This window comes from Escherichia ruysiae (genome assembly GCF_031323975.1).
GTDB classification, from domain to species: Bacteria; Pseudomonadota; Gammaproteobacteria; order Enterobacterales; family Enterobacteriaceae; genus Escherichia; species Escherichia ruysiae.
In genome coordinates this window covers 4,172,119-4,187,525 of sequence record NZ_JAVIWS010000001.1, presented here as the reverse complement: position 1 = coordinate 4,187,525, position 15,407 = coordinate 4,172,119, and the positions used below count along the sequence as shown (strand labels likewise).

Here is a 15,407-nt window from a genome sequence, read left to right as displayed (position 1 = left end):
TTTTATTTGTCGGCTCTTACACTGCCGGGAACATAACTAACAAAACGTATCCTACCAGCGCCGCCCACAACAGCATCGGTATCGAATAGAGATGGAAACGCCACCAGATCCGGCGATCGTTCGCCATCCGTAGCGCAATCAAATTTGCCAGCGATCCGGGTAATAAACCAAAGCCACCTACGTTTACCGCCCATGCCAGTAATAAAGACGGTGGTACATAATTGAGCAGCAAAATCGTGCTCGGCACGTTACTGATCACCTGCGATAAACCAATCGCCGTTAACCATAATCCGGGTTCGGATAAATGACTCACGTTACTCAACACGCCTTGCAACGCCGGAAGCTGGGTCAGTAAATGGACGTCGATAAACATCGCCATAAACACCAGCAGCAACGTCCAGTCCACACTCAGCACCACGCGACGCGCCAGAAGCGTAAACCCCACTGCCACAATCACCAGCCCCCACAGCTCTTGTTTCAACTCCAGCGCCGTAAGGAAGACGATATACAGTCCCAGACAACTCCACACCAGCCGTGGTTTCCACTCCGGCGTTTGCGTCCCCGTATGATATTGCAGCGCCTTTCCAGGGAAACAACACCAGCACAGCAGCAGCAATGTCAGCATCATTGCGCCAGCCAACGGTGCCATCTGTGCAATAAAACCGGCAAACGAAAGACCCGAACGTCCCCAGATAAGGATATTTTGCGGATTACCAATCGGCGTCAGCAGCGATCCAGCATTCACTGCCAGTGCCTCAAAAATAATCAGCCGATTAACCGGGATCTCACACAGTCTTTTCAGCGTGATGGTCAGCGGGACAACAATAAACAGCGCGACATCGTTGGTCAGAAAGGTAGAAAGCAGCGCCGCCGCCAGCACCATAAACATCGCCAGCCGACGCTCAGTAGCAAAACGGCGCACCATTTTGCGCCCAAGCACATCAAAATAACCGCTTAATTCAACACCTTTGGTCAGCAGCATCAGGCCACTTAAGGTAATGATGGTGTGCCAGTCGATAGCGCCAGGCCAGGATTTCGGCGCAAAGGGAACAAAAAAACTTAATCCGATACCAACGAGAATTAATAACTGAAAAAAGCGATCGCCTTGCAGCGTGCGTAAAAAAGGCAGGCTCATTTGGCACCGTGTTTCTGGGTAAACAAACGAAAGGCGTCCAGCGTCTCTTCACTGACATGGTGTTCCATGCCTTCCGCGTCGCGACGGGCAATTTCCGGGCTGACGCCCAACACCAACAAGAAATTTTCGACTATCTGATGGCGCTCGCGGCTTTCCTGCGCCAGCTTCTCTCCTTCCGCCGTTAAAAACACGCCACGCCACGGGATCATTTCAATCAGCCCCAGGGTTGCCAGCCGCTTAAGCATTTTAGCCACCGTCGGTTGCGAAACGCCCAGACGAGCAGCCATATCCACCTGACGGGCTTCCCCCACTTCTCTTATCAGGTCAGAAATCAGCTCAACATAATCGTCAATAAGTTCGCGGCGATGCGCTTCTCTTACCTGGCGAAACCCTTCAACGTGCTCTTCCACGTTCACTAACTGCGTCACTTTTTTTGCTGTTGGCGTACCTGCGCGACGACTCATTGTGCTTCCTCATTATGGTGACACATATATAGCGTTCTTATTTCGTGCGCACATTGTAAACCAGAGTTGCGAAGGCACAAAAAATTAACGTTTTAGCAATAGCTATATAATATAGCCTGTGCTATATCTGTATGTAATGCAATCATCCCTCAAGGAGTGACGGGATTAGCAAGTCAGGAGGTCTTATGAATGAGTTCAAGAGGTGTATGCGCGTGTTTAGTCATTCTCCCTTTAAAGTACGGTTAATGCTGCTCTCGATGTTGTGCGATATGGTCAACAATAAACCGCAGCAGGATAAACCCTCCAATAAATAGCGGCGTCGCGGTACGCCGCTTCACTCCTGCTTTATTGCAGGCATAAATCTTTACTGCCTGAAAACCCCCACTTTTTGTCAGATTTGCAATCTTCTTCGCAAAAGATTTGTTCGTCAGTAGTTGACCTGAACGGCGGCTCGCTCTATCTTCTTGCAGCCCTGCGTATATTGCGGCTCGCGGATGCGGACCCTTTTCCCCTCTTCACGCACTCTTGCAGGTATTGACCCTTGACGCCAGGGTAAGCACATGGCGTTTGTTACGATAGTGGCATATGAATTTAACCCTCAAAGAATCGCTTGTTACCCGTAGCCGGGTATTTAGCCCGTGGACTGCGTTCTACTTTTTACAGTCGCTATTAATTAATCTCGGCTTAGGCTATCCCTTCAGTTTTCTCTACACCGCCGCGTTTACGGCTATTTTGCTTTTGCTATGGCGGACATTGCCTCGCGTGCAAAAAGTCCTGGTCGGCGTCAGTTCATTAGTGGCAGCCTGTTATTTCCCTTTTGCTCAGGCCTACGGTGCGCCTAACTTCAATACCTTGCTGGCCCTGCACTCCACCAATATGGAAGAGTCAACTGAAATCCTGACGATTTTTCCGTGGTACAGCTACCTGGTCGGCTTATTTATTTTTGCGCTCGGCGTAATAGCAATCAGGCGAAAAAAAGAGAGTGAAAAAGCGCGCTGGAGTAAATTCGACAGCCTGTGTCTGGTATTCAGCGTGGCGACATTTTTTGTCGCTCCCGTGCAAAACCTGGCCTGGGGCGGCGTATTTAAATTGAAGGATACTGGCTATCCGGTATTTCGTTTCGCTAAGGATGTCATCGTCAACAATAACGAGGTGATTGAAGAGCAAGAGCGGATGGCAAAACTTTCCGGGATGAAAGATACCTGGACGGTTACTGCAGTTAAACCGAAATATCAGACCTATGTGGTGGTGATCGGTGAAAGCGCACGTCGCGACGCTCTCGGTGCCTTTGGCGGTCACTGGAATAACACCCCGTTTGCCAGCAGCGTTAACGGTCTGCTCTTCGCTGATTACATTGCCGCCAGCGGCTCCACGCAAAAATCGCTCGGCTTAACGCTTAACCGCGTCGTCGATGGCAAACCACAATTTCAGGATAACTTTGTCACCCTTGCCAACCGCGCAGGTTTTCAGACCTGGTGGTTTTCCAATCAGGGACAAATTGGTGAGTACGATACCGCCATCGCCAGCATTGCCAAACGTGCAGATGAAGTGCACTTCCTGAAAGAAGGTAATTTTGAAGCAGATAAGAACACCAAAGACGAAGCGTTACTGGACATGACCGCTCAGGTGCTGGCGCAAGAACACTCGCAACCGCAACTGATTGTTTTGCATCTGATGGGCTCACATCCGCAGGCCTGCGACCGGACACAAGGCAAATACGAAACCTTTGTGCAATCGAAAGAGACGTCGTGCTATCTCTACACCATGACGCAAACAGACGATTTACTGCGCAAACTCTATGACCAGTTACGCAACAGCGGTAGCAGTTTCTCGCTGGTTTACTTTTCTGACCACGGTCTGGCCTTTAAAGAACGCGGTAAAGAAGTGCAATATCTGGCTCATGACGATAAATATCAGCAAAATTTCCAGGTGCCTTTTATGGTCATTTCCAGCGACGATAAAGCGCACCGGATAATTAAAGCCCGCCGTTCAGCCAATGACTTCTTAGGTTTTTTCTCTCAATGGACAGGGATTAAAGCGAAGGAGATCAACATCAATTACCCGTTTATCTCTGAGAAGAAAGCCGGGCCGATATATATCACTAACTTCCAGTTACAGAAGGTGGATTACAACCATCTCGGAACCGATATATTCGATCCCAAATCTTAAGATAAAAAAATCCGCCCCGAGAGGCGGATTTTTTATATCACCGAAGTGATTAGAAGCGGTAACCAACACCGGCAATCCAGGTGCCTACGTCAACGTTACGAATACGGCTCTGCTCGTAAGAGAAGTCCAGAGCAACGTTTTCGATTGGGTTGAACTGCAGACCCGCACCGTAGGAGAAGCCGTAGTCGCTGGTGTCATGTTTGTAGGTCGGGTATTCAGTGGTCTGGAATTTACCATAGCCCACACCGACTACACCGTAGATGCTTGCCCAGTCGTTAATGCGGTAAGCCGGACCAGCAGTGATGCCGTAGTACTGGGTTTTGTTGTAGTCACCAGAGCTTGCAGTACGGCTTTTCTCGGTGTAAGTGAAAGAACCGATCACACCCAGCGGGCTGTTGTCTTCTTCATAGCGGTATTTCAGGTTGAAACCGCCCATTTTGTTCATTTTGCCCTGAGCGTCGCTCTGTGCATAACCACCAGTTACGGTAGAAGTAGCAGCTACAGAAGTACCTGCGGTGAAAGCCAGAACTGCGGCCAGTGCTGAAAGACATGCAATTTTTTTCATAACCACCTCAAATGTGATTCAAATAAGTCCTAAGTTTTAAATATATCAAAAATTAATGGGAAACTCTTGGCGATTTGTGATGTCTAACGGGCCATTTCGTGTAACAGAACGTTTCCATTCACCGCTATCCATCTAAATTTAAATCATTTTTTCAGTGAACTGCGTAAGTATTACGCATATATTCACACTCTCTCATCCAGATTATTCTTAATCAGCAAACTGATGAATCCATCAATCCTGGCGCATTTTAGCCAAAACGGGGAAAAAATTTTTCAACAAATGCTCAACCACCCACTGGTACATCCAGTACACTCCACGCTTTACCTTGCTATACAACTTTATGGGAGAAAGGATGCCAGGGTCATTACGTAAAATGCCGGTCTGGTTACCAATAGCCATATTGCTCGTTGCCATGGCGTCTATTCAGGGTGGGGCTTCATTAGCAAAATCACTTTTTCCACTGGTTGGCGCGCCTGGAGTGACTGCGCTGCGCCTTGCACTGGGAACACTGATTCTTATCGCTTTCTTTAAACCGTGGCGGCTGCGTTTTGCCAGAGAACAACGGTTGCCGCTGTTGTTTTACGGTGTATCTCTGGGTGGGATGAACTATCTCTTTTATCTCTCTATTCAGACTGTACCTCTGGGAATTGCAGTTGCGCTGGAGTTCACCGGGCCACTGGCGGTGGCGCTGTTCTCCTCTCGTCGCCCGGTAGATTTCGTTTGGGTTTTGCTGGCAGTGCTCGGTCTGTGGTTCCTGCTGCCGCTGGGGCAAGATGTTTCCCATGTCGATTTAACCGGCTGTGCGCTGGCGCTCGGTGCCGGTGCTTGTTGGGCTATCTACATATTAAGTGGGCAACGTGCTGGTGCTGAACACGGCCCTGCGACGGTGGCGATCGGTTCGCTGATTGCGGCATTAATTTTCGTGCCAATCGGTGCGTTACAGGCTGGAGAGGCTCTCTGGCATTGGTCGGTTGTTCCATTAGGTTTAGCTGTCGCAATTCTCTCGACCGCTCTGCCCTACTCGCTGGAGATGATTGCCCTCACCCGTTTGCCGACGCGGACATTTGGTACGCTGATGAGCATGGAACCAGCACTGGCCGCCATTTCCGGGATGATTTTCCTCGGTGAGATGCTGACGCCAATACAGATTCTGGCGCTCGGCGCAATCATCACCGCTTCAATGGGTTCCACGCTGACAGCACGCAAAGAGAGCAAAATAGAAGAAATAGATATTAATTAAATTTACAATTCTGCATGGTTATGCATAACCATGCAGAATATTTCGCTAAATTTCACCTGCCACATCCTTATATATCTGACTATACAAAAGCATATTTATTCCGAAAATTCCTGGTGAATATATAAATAAGAATTATTCTTACTATAATATATAACCAACTGTATTTTATGCAGTTTTATTTTTTACGTTTGTTACCACTATTAGTGTGATAGGAACAGCCAGAATAGCGGAACACATAGCCGGTGCTATACTTAGTCTCGTTAATTACTGGGACATAACATCAAGAGGATATGAAATTATGAGTACCGCTAAATTAGTTAAATCAAAAGCGACCAATCTGCTTTATACCCGCAACGATGTCTCTGACAGCGAGAAAAAAGCGACAGTAGAGTTGCTGAATCGTCAGGTTATCCAGTTTATTGATCTTTCGTTGATTACCAAACAGGCACACTGGAATATGCGCGGCGCCAACTTCATTGCCGTACATGAAATGCTGGATGGCTTCCGTACCGCTCTGATCGATCATCTGGATACCATGGCTGAACGCGCGGTACAACTGGGCGGCGTTGCCCTTGGCACCACTCAAGTTATCAATAGCAAAACACCGCTGAAAAGCTACCCGCTGGACATCCACAACGTTCAGGATCACCTGAAAGAGCTGGCGGATCGTTATGCAATTGTCGCCAATGATGTACGTAAAGCCATTGGTGAAGCAAAAGATGATGATACTGCAGATATCCTGACCGCCGCCTCCCGCGACCTGGATAAATTCCTGTGGTTTATCGAATCTAACATCGAATAACACCACCGCTGATGGTTCAAAACGTTAACAAACAATAAAAGCGGCTTCCTGAAAGGGGGCCGTTTTTTTTTGATGCCCTGTCTCTACGCACTTTTTTAGTGCATCCCATTCCCCTTCCAGCCTGACAAAGTAAACTTTTTGTATCAACATCATCACACAATCGTTACATAAAGATTGTTTTTTCATCAGGATTTACGCTAAATAATCATTGTGTTGACTGCACTATTTTAGCGCACCACTTTGGCGCCCCATAATGGTGCAATCTAACGGTGTTGCCTCATAAATCGTGCAATGCATTTTTATCGCCTCTCGAAAAATCAACGAGTTGCAAAACTGGCACGATTTTTTCATATAGGTAAATGTTACGCAGGGGATCGTCCCGTGGATAGAAAAAAGGAAATGCTATGAAGTCTGTATTAAAAGTTTCACTGGCAGCACTGACCCTGGCTTTTGCGGTTTCTTCCCATGCCGCAGATAAAAAATTAGTTGTCGCGACAGATACCGCTTTCGTTCCGTTTGAATTTAAACAGGGCGACAAATACGTGGGCTTTGATGTCGATCTGTGGGCGGCAATCGCCAAAGAACTGAAGCTGGATTACGAGCTGAAACCGATGGATTTCAGCGGTATCATTCCGGCGCTGCAAACCAAAAACGTCGATCTGGCGCTGGCGGGCATCACTATCACCGACGAGCGTAAAAAAGCGATCGATTTCTCTGACGGCTACTACAAAAGCGGTCTGTTAGTGATGGTGAAAGCGAACAACAACGATGTGAAAAGCGTGAAAGATCTCGACGGTAAAGTGGTTGCAGTGAAGAGCGGCACTGGCTCCGTTGATTACGCGAAGACGAACATCAAAACCAAAGATCTGCGACAGTTCCCGAACATCGATAACGCCTATATGGAACTGGGTACTAACCGCGCAGACGCCGTCCTGCACGATACACCAAACATTCTTTACTTCATCAAAACCGCTGGTAACGGCCAGTTTAAAGCGGTGGGTGACTCTCTGGAAGCACAGCAATACGGTATTGCTTTCCCGAAAGGTAGCGACGAGCTGCGTGACAAAGTTAACGGCGCGTTGAAAACTCTGCGCGAAAACGGAACTTACAACGAAATCTACAAAAAGTGGTTCGGTACTGAACCGAAATAATAACGCTACACCTGTAAAGCGCACGGACAGTTCCCTCTCCCCTCTGGGGAGAGGGGCACAGGCCTGCTCCAACACCATTAATTACCCTGAATTTGATTATTTACACCACGGTAACAGGAACAACATATGCAGTTTGACTGGAGTGCCATCTGGCCTGCCATTCCGCTTCTGATTGAAGGCGCCAAAATGACCCTGTGGATTTCGATCCTCGGTCTGGCTGGCGGCCTGGTGATCGGACTGGCGGCAGGTTTTGCACGCACCTTTGGCGGTTGGATAGCCAACCACGTCGCGCTAGTCTTTATTGAAGTGATTCGCGGCACACCTATCGTCGTCCAGGTGATGTTTATCTACTTCGCCCTGCCGATGGCGTTTAACGACTTACGCATCGACCCGTTTACTGCGGCGGTGGTCACCATCATGATCAACTCCGGCGCGTACATTGCGGAAATCACGCGTGGCGCAGTGCTGTCTATTCACAAAGGTTTTCGTGAAGCAGGACTGGCGCTCGGTCTTTCACGTTGGGAAACCATTCGCTACGTCATTTTACCGCTGGCACTGCGTCGTATGCTGCCGCCGCTGGGTAACCAGTGGATCATCAGCATTAAAGACACCTCGCTGTTTATTGTTATCGGCGTGGCGGAACTGACCCGTCAGGGGCAAGAAATTATTGCCGGTAACTTCCGCGCCCTTGAGATCTGGAGCGCCGTGGCGGTGTTCTATCTGATTATTACCCTGGTGCTGAGCTTTATTCTGCGTCGTCTGGAAAGAAGGATGAAAATCCTGTGATTGAATTTAAAAACGTCTCCAAGCATTTTGGTCCAACCCAGGTGCTGCACAATATTGATTTGAACATTGCCCAGGGTGAAGTGGTGGTGATTATCGGGCCTTCTGGTTCCGGTAAATCAACCCTGCTGCGCTGCATCAACAAACTGGAAGAAATTACCTCTGGCGATCTGATTGTCGATGGTCTGAAGGTTAACGATCCGAAAGTTGACGAGCGACTGATTCGCCAGGAAGCGGGTATGGTGTTCCAGCAGTTTTACCTCTTCCCGCATCTGACGGCGCTGGAAAACGTGATGTTTGGCCCTCTACGCGTGCGTGGCGCAAACAAAGAAGAGGCGGAAAAACTGGCTCGTGAGTTACTGGCGAAGGTCGGTCTGGCAGAACGCGCGCATCACTACCCTTCCGAACTTTCTGGTGGTCAGCAGCAGCGCGTAGCGATTGCCCGTGCGCTGGCGGTGAAGCCGAAAATGATGCTGTTCGATGAACCGACTTCCGCTCTCGATCCTGAACTGCGCCATGAAGTGCTGAAGGTTATGCAGGATCTGGCTGAAGAAGGGATGACGATGGTGATCGTGACCCACGAAATCGGTTTTGCTGAGAAAGTGGCTTCACGTCTAATCTTTATTGATAAAGGCCGGATTGCGGAAGATGGCGATCCGCAGGTGTTGATCAAGAACCCACCGAGCCAGCGTTTGCAGGAATTTTTACAGCACGTCTCTTAACTTCTCAGCCTCCCTTTCCCCCGAAAGGGAGGCACACCAGATTCCTCTCATTTCAAATCGCCCCTCCCCCAGCATCTATACTTATCTTTTTGCTTTGTTTTCTCACTGGAGGAGTCATGCGGTGGATCCTGTTCATCCTCATCTGCCTGCTGGGCGCACCTGCCCACGCGGTGTCCATACCCGGCGTAACAACCACAGCAACAACAGATTCAACCTCTGAACCGGTTTCAGAACCGGATATCGAACAAAAAAAAGCGGCCTATGGCGCACTGGCGGACGTGCTGGATAATGACACCTCGCGCAAAGAGTTGATCGACCAGCTACGCACCGTTGCCGCCACGCCCCCCACAGACCCCGTACCGAAAATCGTACCGCCGACGCTGGTTGAAGAGCAAACCGTGCTGCAAAAGGTGACTGAAATCAGCCGCCATTATGGCGAAGCACTCTCCGCGCGCTTCGGGCAACTTTACCGTAATATCACTGGCTCCCCGCATAAACCCTTTAACCCGCAAACCTTCAACAACGCGCTGACCCATTTTTCAATGCTAGCGGTGCTGGTGTTTGGCTTTTACTGGCTGATTCGCCTGTGCGCGCTGCCGTTATATCGCAAAATGGGTCAGTGGGCGCGGCAAAAAAACCGTGAGCGCAGCAACTGGTTACAGCTTCCGGCGATGATTATCGGGGCGTTTATTATCGATTTGCTGTTGCTGGCACTGACGTTATTTGTCGGCCAGGTATTAAGCGACAACCTGAACGCCGGTAGTAAAACCATTGCTTTTCAACAAAGCCTGTTTCTCAATGCTTTCGCTCTGATTGAGTTTTTCAAAGCTGTTTTACGCCTGATTTTCTGCCCGAACGTGGCAGAGCTGCGCCCGTTCAATATTCAGGATGAAAGCGCCCGCTACTGGTGCCGCCGCCTTAGCTGGTTAAGCAGTCTGATTGGTTATGGACTGATTGTGGCAGTGCCAATTATCTCTAATCAGGTGAATGTGCAAATCGGGGCGCTCGCCAACGTGATAATCATGCTGTGCATGACCGTCTGGGCGCTCTATCTGATCTTTCGTAATAAAAAAGAGATCACCCAGCATCTGCTCAACTTTGCGGAGCACTCGCTGGCATTCTTCAGCCTGTTTATTCGCGCTTTTGCGCTGGTGTGGCACTGGCTGGCAAGCGCCTATTTTATTGTGCTGTTTTTCTTTTCGTTGTTCGATCCGGGCAACAGCCTGAAATTTATGATGGGTGCAACGGTGCGCAGCCTGGCGATTATTGGTATCGCAGCGTTTGTTTCCGGTATGTTTTCCCGCTGGCTGGCGAAGACCATCACCCTCTCGCCACATACTCAGCGTAACTATCCGGAGCTGCAAAAACGGCTGAACGGCTGGCTATCAGCGGCGCTGAAAACGGCGCGTATTCTGACGGTATGCGTGGCAGTGATGCTGCTACTCAGCGCCTGGGGGCTGTTCGATTTCTGGAACTGGCTGCAAAACGGCGCGGGGCAGAAAACCGTGGATATCCTGATCCGTATCGCGCTCATCCTTTTCTTCTCGGCGGTTGGCTGGACAGTGCTCGCCAGTTTGATCGAAAACCGGCTGGCTTCGGATATTCATGGCCGCCCGCTGCCCAGCGCCCGCACGCGCACCCTGCTGACGCTGTTCCGTAATGCGCTGGCGGTAATCATCAGTACCATCACCATCATGATTGTGTTGTCGGAAATCGGCGTCAATATCGCGCCACTGCTGGCAGGTGCCGGGGCATTAGGCCTGGCTATCTCGTTTGGTTCGCAAACGCTGGTAAAAGATATTATTACCGGCGTGTTCATTCAGTTTGAAAACGGCATGAACACTGGAGATTTGGTTACCATCGGGCCGTTGACCGGCACGGTGGAACGGATGTCGATTCGCTCCGTGGGCGTGCGTCAGGATACCGGGGCATATCACATTATTCCGTGGTCTTCGATAACCACCTTTGCTAACTTCGTCCGTGGCATTGGTTCGGTGGTCGCAAATTATGATGTCGATCGTCATGAAGATGCCGATAAAGCCAATCAGGCACTGAAAGATGCGGTAGCGGAATTGATGGAAAATGAAGAAATTCGCGGGCTGATTATTGGTGAACCGAACTTTGCCGGCATTGTCGGCTTAAGCAATACCGCGTTTACGTTGCGTGTTTCGTTCACCACACTGCCACTCAAACAGTGGACGGTACGCTTTGCCCTCGACAGCCAGGTGAAAAAGCATTTCGACCTGGCGGGTGTTCGCGCGCCGGTGCAAACTTATCAGGTGCTACCTGCACCGGGAACGCCCCCGGTAGCACCACTGCCATCGGGGGAGCCAACGCTTTAACGCTGGCGATTGACAAAACGACGGCGCTGTTCGTCGTTCATAAAGGTCCAGGCAATAAAGCGACTCTGCTTTTGCCCCTGGGCCATCTCTTTTTTGACCACTTTCACCGCACCAACATCCGTCAGTGCACGATACAAAGGCGGTAAGTTTTCGCCACGAGATACCAGCGAGGTAAACCACATCACCTGCTTTGCGAAGCCTTTACTCTCTTCAATCATCTTTTTGATAAAGGCCACTTCGCCGCCTTCACACCACAATTCCTGCTGTTGACCACCAAAGTTCAGCGCGTTATCTCTGTCCAGCCCCAGGTTACGCCGTTTGCGCTCGCTGCCGGCACGCGCTGCTGCTGCGGAGTCATGGAACGGCGGGTTGCACAAGGTTGCGTCGTATTGCTCGTTTTTGTGGATGATGCCGTTAAAAATGGCGCCGGTATCCTTTTGCCGACGCAGACGGATAGCGCGGTTAAGACCCGGATTGGCGCTGATGATCGCCTGCGCACTGCTTAACGCCTGGCTGTTAGTTTCTGTACCGGTAAAACGCCAGCCATATTCATGCACACCAATCAGCGGATAAATACAATTCGCACCAACACCGATATCCAGAATACTGGCATTGGCTGGAATTGTTCCGCTTGCCTCAGCCAGTAAATCGGCAAGATGATGAATATAATCTGCCCGCCCCGGCACTGGTGGGCAGAGAAAACCGTCAGGGATATCCCAGCTCGCCACAGCATAAAAATGTGCCAACAGCGCCTTGTTGAGCGCCTTCACTGCCAGCGGATTGGCGAAATCAACGCTTTGCTCACCGGCAGGGGTAAGCGTAAGGAATTGCGCCAGTTCAGGATTCACCTGACAAAGCGTGGCGAGATCGTAGCGACTGTGATGACGATTGCGCGGGTGTAACCCCGGTTTCTGGGCGGACATAGCATTCTCCTTTAAGCAGCGGCGTAAGATACCCGCATAACGCAGCAGGGTAAATATCTGGCTGCGTTTAACATGCTTCAAAACCTTAACCCGACTTCATTTTTTATCAATTCATCATAAAAATCAGTGTTCTTCATGTCATTGATTTGTCTGGTTTTGTAAAATTATTTTGTTCAAAAAATAAGCACATCTCTGTCAATTTTTTGCGTCATTTCCATCGCACAGGAGACCTACACTTATCATGCACTACTCGTTGTATTTATGAGGATGTCATTATGAAAAAGTGCCTCGCACTACTGATTGCCACCGTCCTGAGCGGAATCACCTTCACGGCTTATGCCGCGCAACCACTGAGTAACCAGGACAGCGGTCAACTACGACCCGCCGGAACCGTTTCGGCGACCGGCGCATCTAACTTAAGCGATCTGGAGGATAAACTGGCAGAAAAAGCGCGCGAACAAGGCGCGAAAGGTTATGTCATTAATTCCGCAGGCGGAAATGACCAGATGTTCGGTACTGCAACCATCTACAAATAATCCCACCAACGCAACTGCATTCACCTCTGGATGCAGTTTTCGCCCAATTTGTAATCAAAAAACATCAAATATGAACACAATGTAAATAAATGTATTTCTTTTTCGTGCAATGGGTGATAGAAAATCGCGCCAAGTGATAATGCTTATCAAAATTATTATCACTTGCACGATCGCTTTTACGGGATTAACAGTGGCATCGCATCCGCAGAGATGCTTTCTCGTGACAGTGAAAATTTCAACATATAAGAAAAAGTCACCTGCAAAATGGAAAACAATCGCAATTTCCCTGCCAGACAATTTCATTCGCTCACGTTCTTTGCCGGTTTTTGTATCGGTATCACGCCTGTGGCTCAGGCACTCGCCGCCGAAGGGCAAACTAACGCGGATGACACACTGGTTGTCGAGGCATCAACGCCTTCACTTTATGCACCACAACAATCTGCCGATCCGAAATTCTCACGTCCGGTAGCGGATACTACCCGCACGATGACGGTGATTTCTGAACAAGTGATTAAAGATCAGGGCGCAACCAACCTTACCGACGCGCTCAAAAACGTTCCCGGCGTGGGTGCGTTTTTTGCTGGTGAGAACGGTAACTCCACCACTGGCGACGCTATTTATATGCGCGGCGCCGATACCTCTAACAGCATTTATATTGATGGCATTCGCGATATTGGCAGCGTCTCGCGCGACACCTTCAATACCGAACAGGTCGAAGTGATTAAAGGGCCGTCCGGCACCGACTACGGGCGCAGCGCGCCGACTGGCTCAATCAATATGATCAGCAAACAGCCGCGCAATGATTCAGGTATTGACGCCTCCGCCAGTATTGGTAGCGCCTGGTTCCGTCGCGGCACTCTGGACGTTAATCAGGTCATTGGCGATACCACTGCGGTACGTCTGAATATGATGGGCGAAAAAACGCACGATGCCGGGCGCGATAAAGTCAAAAATGAGCGTTACGGCGTCGCCCCTTCCGTGGCATTTGGTCTTGGTACATCGAATCGTTTGTATCTCAACTATTTACACGTTACCCAACACAATACGCCAGACGGCGGCATTCCGACCATTGGTTTACCGGGCTATTCCGCACCTTCTGCGGGTACGGCGGCGCTGAATCATTCCGGAAAAGTTGATACACATAACTTTTATGGTACGGATTCCGATTACGACGATTCGACCACCGATACTGCCACCATGCGTTTTGAGCACGACATCAGCGATAACACCACGATTCGCAATACCACACGTTGGTCGCGCGTGAAGCAGGATTACCTGATGACGGCGATTATGGGAGGGGCGTCAAATATTACCCAGCCCACCAGCAATGTGGATAGCTGGACATGGTCACGCACGGCGAATACCAAAGATGTAAGCAATAAAATCCTCACCAACCAGACTAACCTGACATCGGCATTTTATACCGGTTCAATTGGTCATGACGTCAGTACCGGCGTGGAATTTACCCGCGAAACGCAGACCAACTACGGCGTTAATCCGGTGACGTTACCGGCGGTGAATATTTATCATCCTGACAGTAGCATTCATCCTGGCGGCCTGACGCGCAATGGCGCAAACGCCAATGGTCAGACGGATACCTTCGCGATTTATGCCTTCGATACGCTGCAAATCACCCGTGATTTTGAGCTAAACGGCGGAGTTCGGCTGGACAATTATCATACTGAATATGACAGTGCCACCGCCTGCGGCGGCAGCGGACGCGGTGCCATCACCTGCCCTGATGGCGTAGCGAAAGGTTCTCCGGTCACCACCGTCGACACCGCCAAGTCGGGCAATCTGGTGAACTGGAAAGCCGGGGCGCTGTATCACCTGACGGAAAACGGCAATGTCTATATTAACTATGCCGTTTCCCAGCAGCCGCCGGGCGGCAACAACTTCGCCCTTGCGCAGTCTGGCAGCGGTAACAGTGCCAACCGCACCGATTTTAAACCGCAAAAAGCCAACACCAGCGAGATTGGCACCAAATGGCAGGTTCTGGATAAACGCCTGTTGCTCACCGCCGCGCTGTTCCGTACTGATATCGAAAATGAAGTTGAGCAAAATGATGACGGGACTTATTCGCAATACGGTAAGAAACGCGTCGAAGGCTATGAGATATCCGTGGCCGGGAATATCACTCCCGCGTGGCAGGTGATTGGCGGCTATACCCAGCAAAAAGCAACCATCAAAAACGGCAAAGATGTTGCCCAGGATGGTTCCTCATCGCTGCCGTATACCCCGGAGCACGCCTTTACCCTATGGAGCCAGTATCAGGCAACCGATGATATTTCTGTTGGTGCGGGCGCGCGGTATATCGGCAGTATGCATAAAGGTTCAGACGGCGCGGTGGGAACGCCAGCATTTACCGAAAGTTATTGGGTCGCCGACGCCAAACTGGGGTATCGGGTTAATCGCAATCTCGACTTCCAGCTAAACGTCTACAACTTGTTTGATACCGATTACGTCGCCTCAATCAATAAGAGCGGATACCGTTATCATCCGGGCGAGCCAAGAACTTTCCTGCTCACCGCCAATATGCATTTCTGATTCAGATGTGGGGTGAAAGCCCCACTTT

The 15,407-nt window shown here is 50.0% G+C and carries 15 protein-coding genes; 10 read left to right on the top strand and 5 right to left on the bottom strand.

Annotation, left to right across the window (positions count from 1 at the left end; translation table 11 throughout):
• Positions 1–16 precede the first annotated feature (16 nt).
• Complete coding sequence (locus RGV86_RS20095) at positions 17–1,135, bottom strand: anion transporter (protein ID WP_000056471.1); 1,119 nt, start codon at positions 1,133–1,135, stop codon at positions 17–19.
• Positions 1,132–1,599, bottom strand: a complete 468-nt coding sequence (mntR, locus tag RGV86_RS20090) for a manganese-binding transcriptional regulator MntR (protein ID WP_000091012.1) — start codon at positions 1,597–1,599, stop codon at positions 1,132–1,134. Before mntR ends, RGV86_RS20095 begins: the two co-directional genes overlap by 4 nt.
• 185 nt (positions 1,600–1,784) lie before the next feature.
• Between mntR and mntS the strand changes: the two genes are divergently transcribed.
• Both mntS and opgE read left to right on the top strand, forming a co-directional pair.
• Positions 1,785–1,913 carry a manganase accumulation protein MntS gene (gene mntS, locus RGV86_RS20085; RefSeq protein ID WP_001001762.1) on the top strand — a complete coding sequence of 43 codons (129 nt, stop codon included), beginning with the start codon at positions 1,785–1,787 and terminating at the stop codon, positions 1,911–1,913.
• 271 nt (positions 1,914–2,184) lie between these two features.
• Positions 2,185–3,768, top strand: coding sequence for a phosphoethanolamine transferase (gene opgE, locus RGV86_RS20080; protein WP_085460548.1), 1,584 nt, complete (start codon positions 2,185–2,187; stop codon positions 3,766–3,768).
• Positions 3,769–3,817: 49 nt separating this feature from the next.
• Here the strand turns inward: opgE and ompX are convergent, their stop codons facing one another.
• Both ompX and RGV86_RS20070 read right to left on the bottom strand, forming a co-directional pair.
• Entirely contained in the window at positions 3,818–4,333 is a 516-nt protein-coding gene (gene ompX, locus RGV86_RS20075; RefSeq protein WP_024212356.1) for an outer membrane protein OmpX, read from the bottom strand.
• A gap of 52 nt (positions 4,334–4,385) precedes the next feature.
• Positions 4,386–4,451, bottom strand: a complete 66-nt coding sequence (locus RGV86_RS20070; RefSeq protein ID WP_123058184.1) for a hypothetical protein — start codon at positions 4,449–4,451, stop codon at positions 4,386–4,388.
• A gap of 234 nt (positions 4,452–4,685) precedes the next feature.
• On the opposite strand from RGV86_RS20070, the gene rhtA reads away from it, so the two are divergent.
• The 6 genes from rhtA to ybiO all read left to right on the top strand — a co-directional run bounded on the left by rhtA (position 4,686) and on the right by ybiO (position 11,373).
• The gene (gene rhtA, locus RGV86_RS20065) at positions 4,686–5,573 is read left to right on the top strand and encodes a threonine/homoserine exporter RhtA (protein ID WP_309508450.1); all 888 of its coding nucleotides are present in this window, start codon (positions 4,686–4,688) and stop codon (positions 5,571–5,573) included.
• Between the two features lie 298 nt (positions 5,574–5,871).
• Positions 5,872–6,375, top strand: coding sequence for a DNA starvation/stationary phase protection protein Dps (dps, locus tag RGV86_RS20060; protein ID WP_000100800.1), 504 nt, complete (start codon positions 5,872–5,874; stop codon positions 6,373–6,375).
• A 404-nt stretch (positions 6,376–6,779) separates the two neighbouring features.
• Positions 6,780–7,526, top strand: a complete 747-nt coding sequence (gene glnH / locus RGV86_RS20055; protein WP_000843874.1) for a glutamine ABC transporter substrate-binding protein GlnH — start codon at positions 6,780–6,782, stop codon at positions 7,524–7,526.
• Between the two features lie 126 nt (positions 7,527–7,652).
• Positions 7,653–8,312 carry a glutamine ABC transporter permease GlnP gene (glnP, locus tag RGV86_RS20050; protein ID WP_001159053.1) on the top strand — a complete coding sequence of 220 codons (660 nt, stop codon included), beginning with the start codon at positions 7,653–7,655 and terminating at the stop codon, positions 8,310–8,312.
• Positions 8,309–9,031 carry a glutamine ABC transporter ATP-binding protein GlnQ gene (gene glnQ, locus RGV86_RS20045; protein ID WP_000569080.1) on the top strand — a complete coding sequence of 241 codons (723 nt, stop codon included), beginning with the start codon at positions 8,309–8,311 and terminating at the stop codon, positions 9,029–9,031. Before glnP ends, glnQ begins: the two co-directional genes overlap by 4 nt.
• 116 nt (positions 9,032–9,147) lie before the next feature.
• Positions 9,148–11,373: a mechanosensitive channel protein gene (ybiO, locus tag RGV86_RS20040; RefSeq protein WP_001267280.1), complete on the top strand. Its 2,226-nt coding sequence runs from the start codon at positions 9,148–9,150 to the stop codon at positions 11,371–11,373.
• Here ybiO and rlmF read toward each other — a convergent pair.
• A complete protein-coding gene (gene rlmF, locus RGV86_RS20035; RefSeq protein WP_010354760.1) occupies positions 11,370–12,296 on the bottom strand; it encodes a 23S rRNA (adenine(1618)-N(6))-methyltransferase RlmF in 927 nt (308 codons plus the stop codon). The two genes, ybiO and rlmF, sit on opposite strands and share 4 nt — an antisense overlap.
• A 275-nt stretch (positions 12,297–12,571) precedes the next feature.
• Here rlmF and mcbA point away from each other — a divergent pair, with 275 nt between their 5' ends.
• Both mcbA and RGV86_RS20025 read left to right on the top strand, forming a co-directional pair.
• Entirely contained in the window at positions 12,572–12,832 is a 261-nt protein-coding gene (mcbA, locus tag RGV86_RS20030) for a DUF1471 family periplasmic protein McbA (RefSeq protein WP_010347475.1), read from the top strand.
• A gap of 264 nt (positions 12,833–13,096) precedes the next feature.
• A complete protein-coding gene (locus tag RGV86_RS20025; protein WP_085460545.1) occupies positions 13,097–15,379 on the top strand; it encodes a catecholate siderophore receptor Fiu in 2,283 nt (760 codons plus the stop codon).
• Positions 15,380–15,407: the final 28 nt, after the last annotated feature.

Excerpts from the sequence above, each read along its gene's own strand:
- rhtA (WP_309508450.1), top strand. The coding sequence starts at position 4,686 with ATGCCAGGGTCATTACGTAAAATGCCGGTCTGGTTACCAATAGCCATA.
- RGV86_RS20095 (WP_000056471.1), bottom strand. The coding sequence starts at position 1,135 with ATGAGCCTGCCTTTTTTACGCACGCTGCAAGGCGATCGCTTTTTTCAG.
- dps (WP_000100800.1), top strand. The coding sequence starts at position 5,872 with ATGAGTACCGCTAAATTAGTTAAATCAAAAGCGACCAATCTGCTTTAT.
- mntS (WP_001001762.1), top strand. The coding sequence starts at position 1,785 with ATGAATGAGTTCAAGAGGTGTATGCGCGTGTTTAGTCATTCTCCCTTT.
- glnH (WP_000843874.1), top strand. The coding sequence starts at position 6,780 with ATGAAGTCTGTATTAAAAGTTTCACTGGCAGCACTGACCCTGGCTTTT.
- rlmF (WP_010354760.1), bottom strand. The coding sequence starts at position 12,296 with ATGTCCGCCCAGAAACCGGGGTTACACCCGCGCAATCGTCATCACAGT.
- mntR (WP_000091012.1), bottom strand. The coding sequence starts at position 1,599 with ATGAGTCGTCGCGCAGGTACGCCAACAGCAAAAAAAGTGACGCAGTTA.
- opgE (WP_085460548.1), top strand. The coding sequence starts at position 2,185 with ATGAATTTAACCCTCAAAGAATCGCTTGTTACCCGTAGCCGGGTATTT.
- mcbA (WP_010347475.1), top strand. The coding sequence starts at position 12,572 with ATGAAAAAGTGCCTCGCACTACTGATTGCCACCGTCCTGAGCGGAATC.
- RGV86_RS20025 (WP_085460545.1), top strand. The coding sequence starts at position 13,097 with ATGGAAAACAATCGCAATTTCCCTGCCAGACAATTTCATTCGCTCACG.
- ompX (WP_024212356.1), bottom strand. The coding sequence starts at position 4,333 with ATGAAAAAAATTGCATGTCTTTCAGCACTGGCCGCAGTTCTGGCTTTC.
- glnP (WP_001159053.1), top strand. The coding sequence starts at position 7,653 with ATGCAGTTTGACTGGAGTGCCATCTGGCCTGCCATTCCGCTTCTGATT.
- ybiO (WP_001267280.1), top strand. The coding sequence starts at position 9,148 with ATGCGGTGGATCCTGTTCATCCTCATCTGCCTGCTGGGCGCACCTGCC.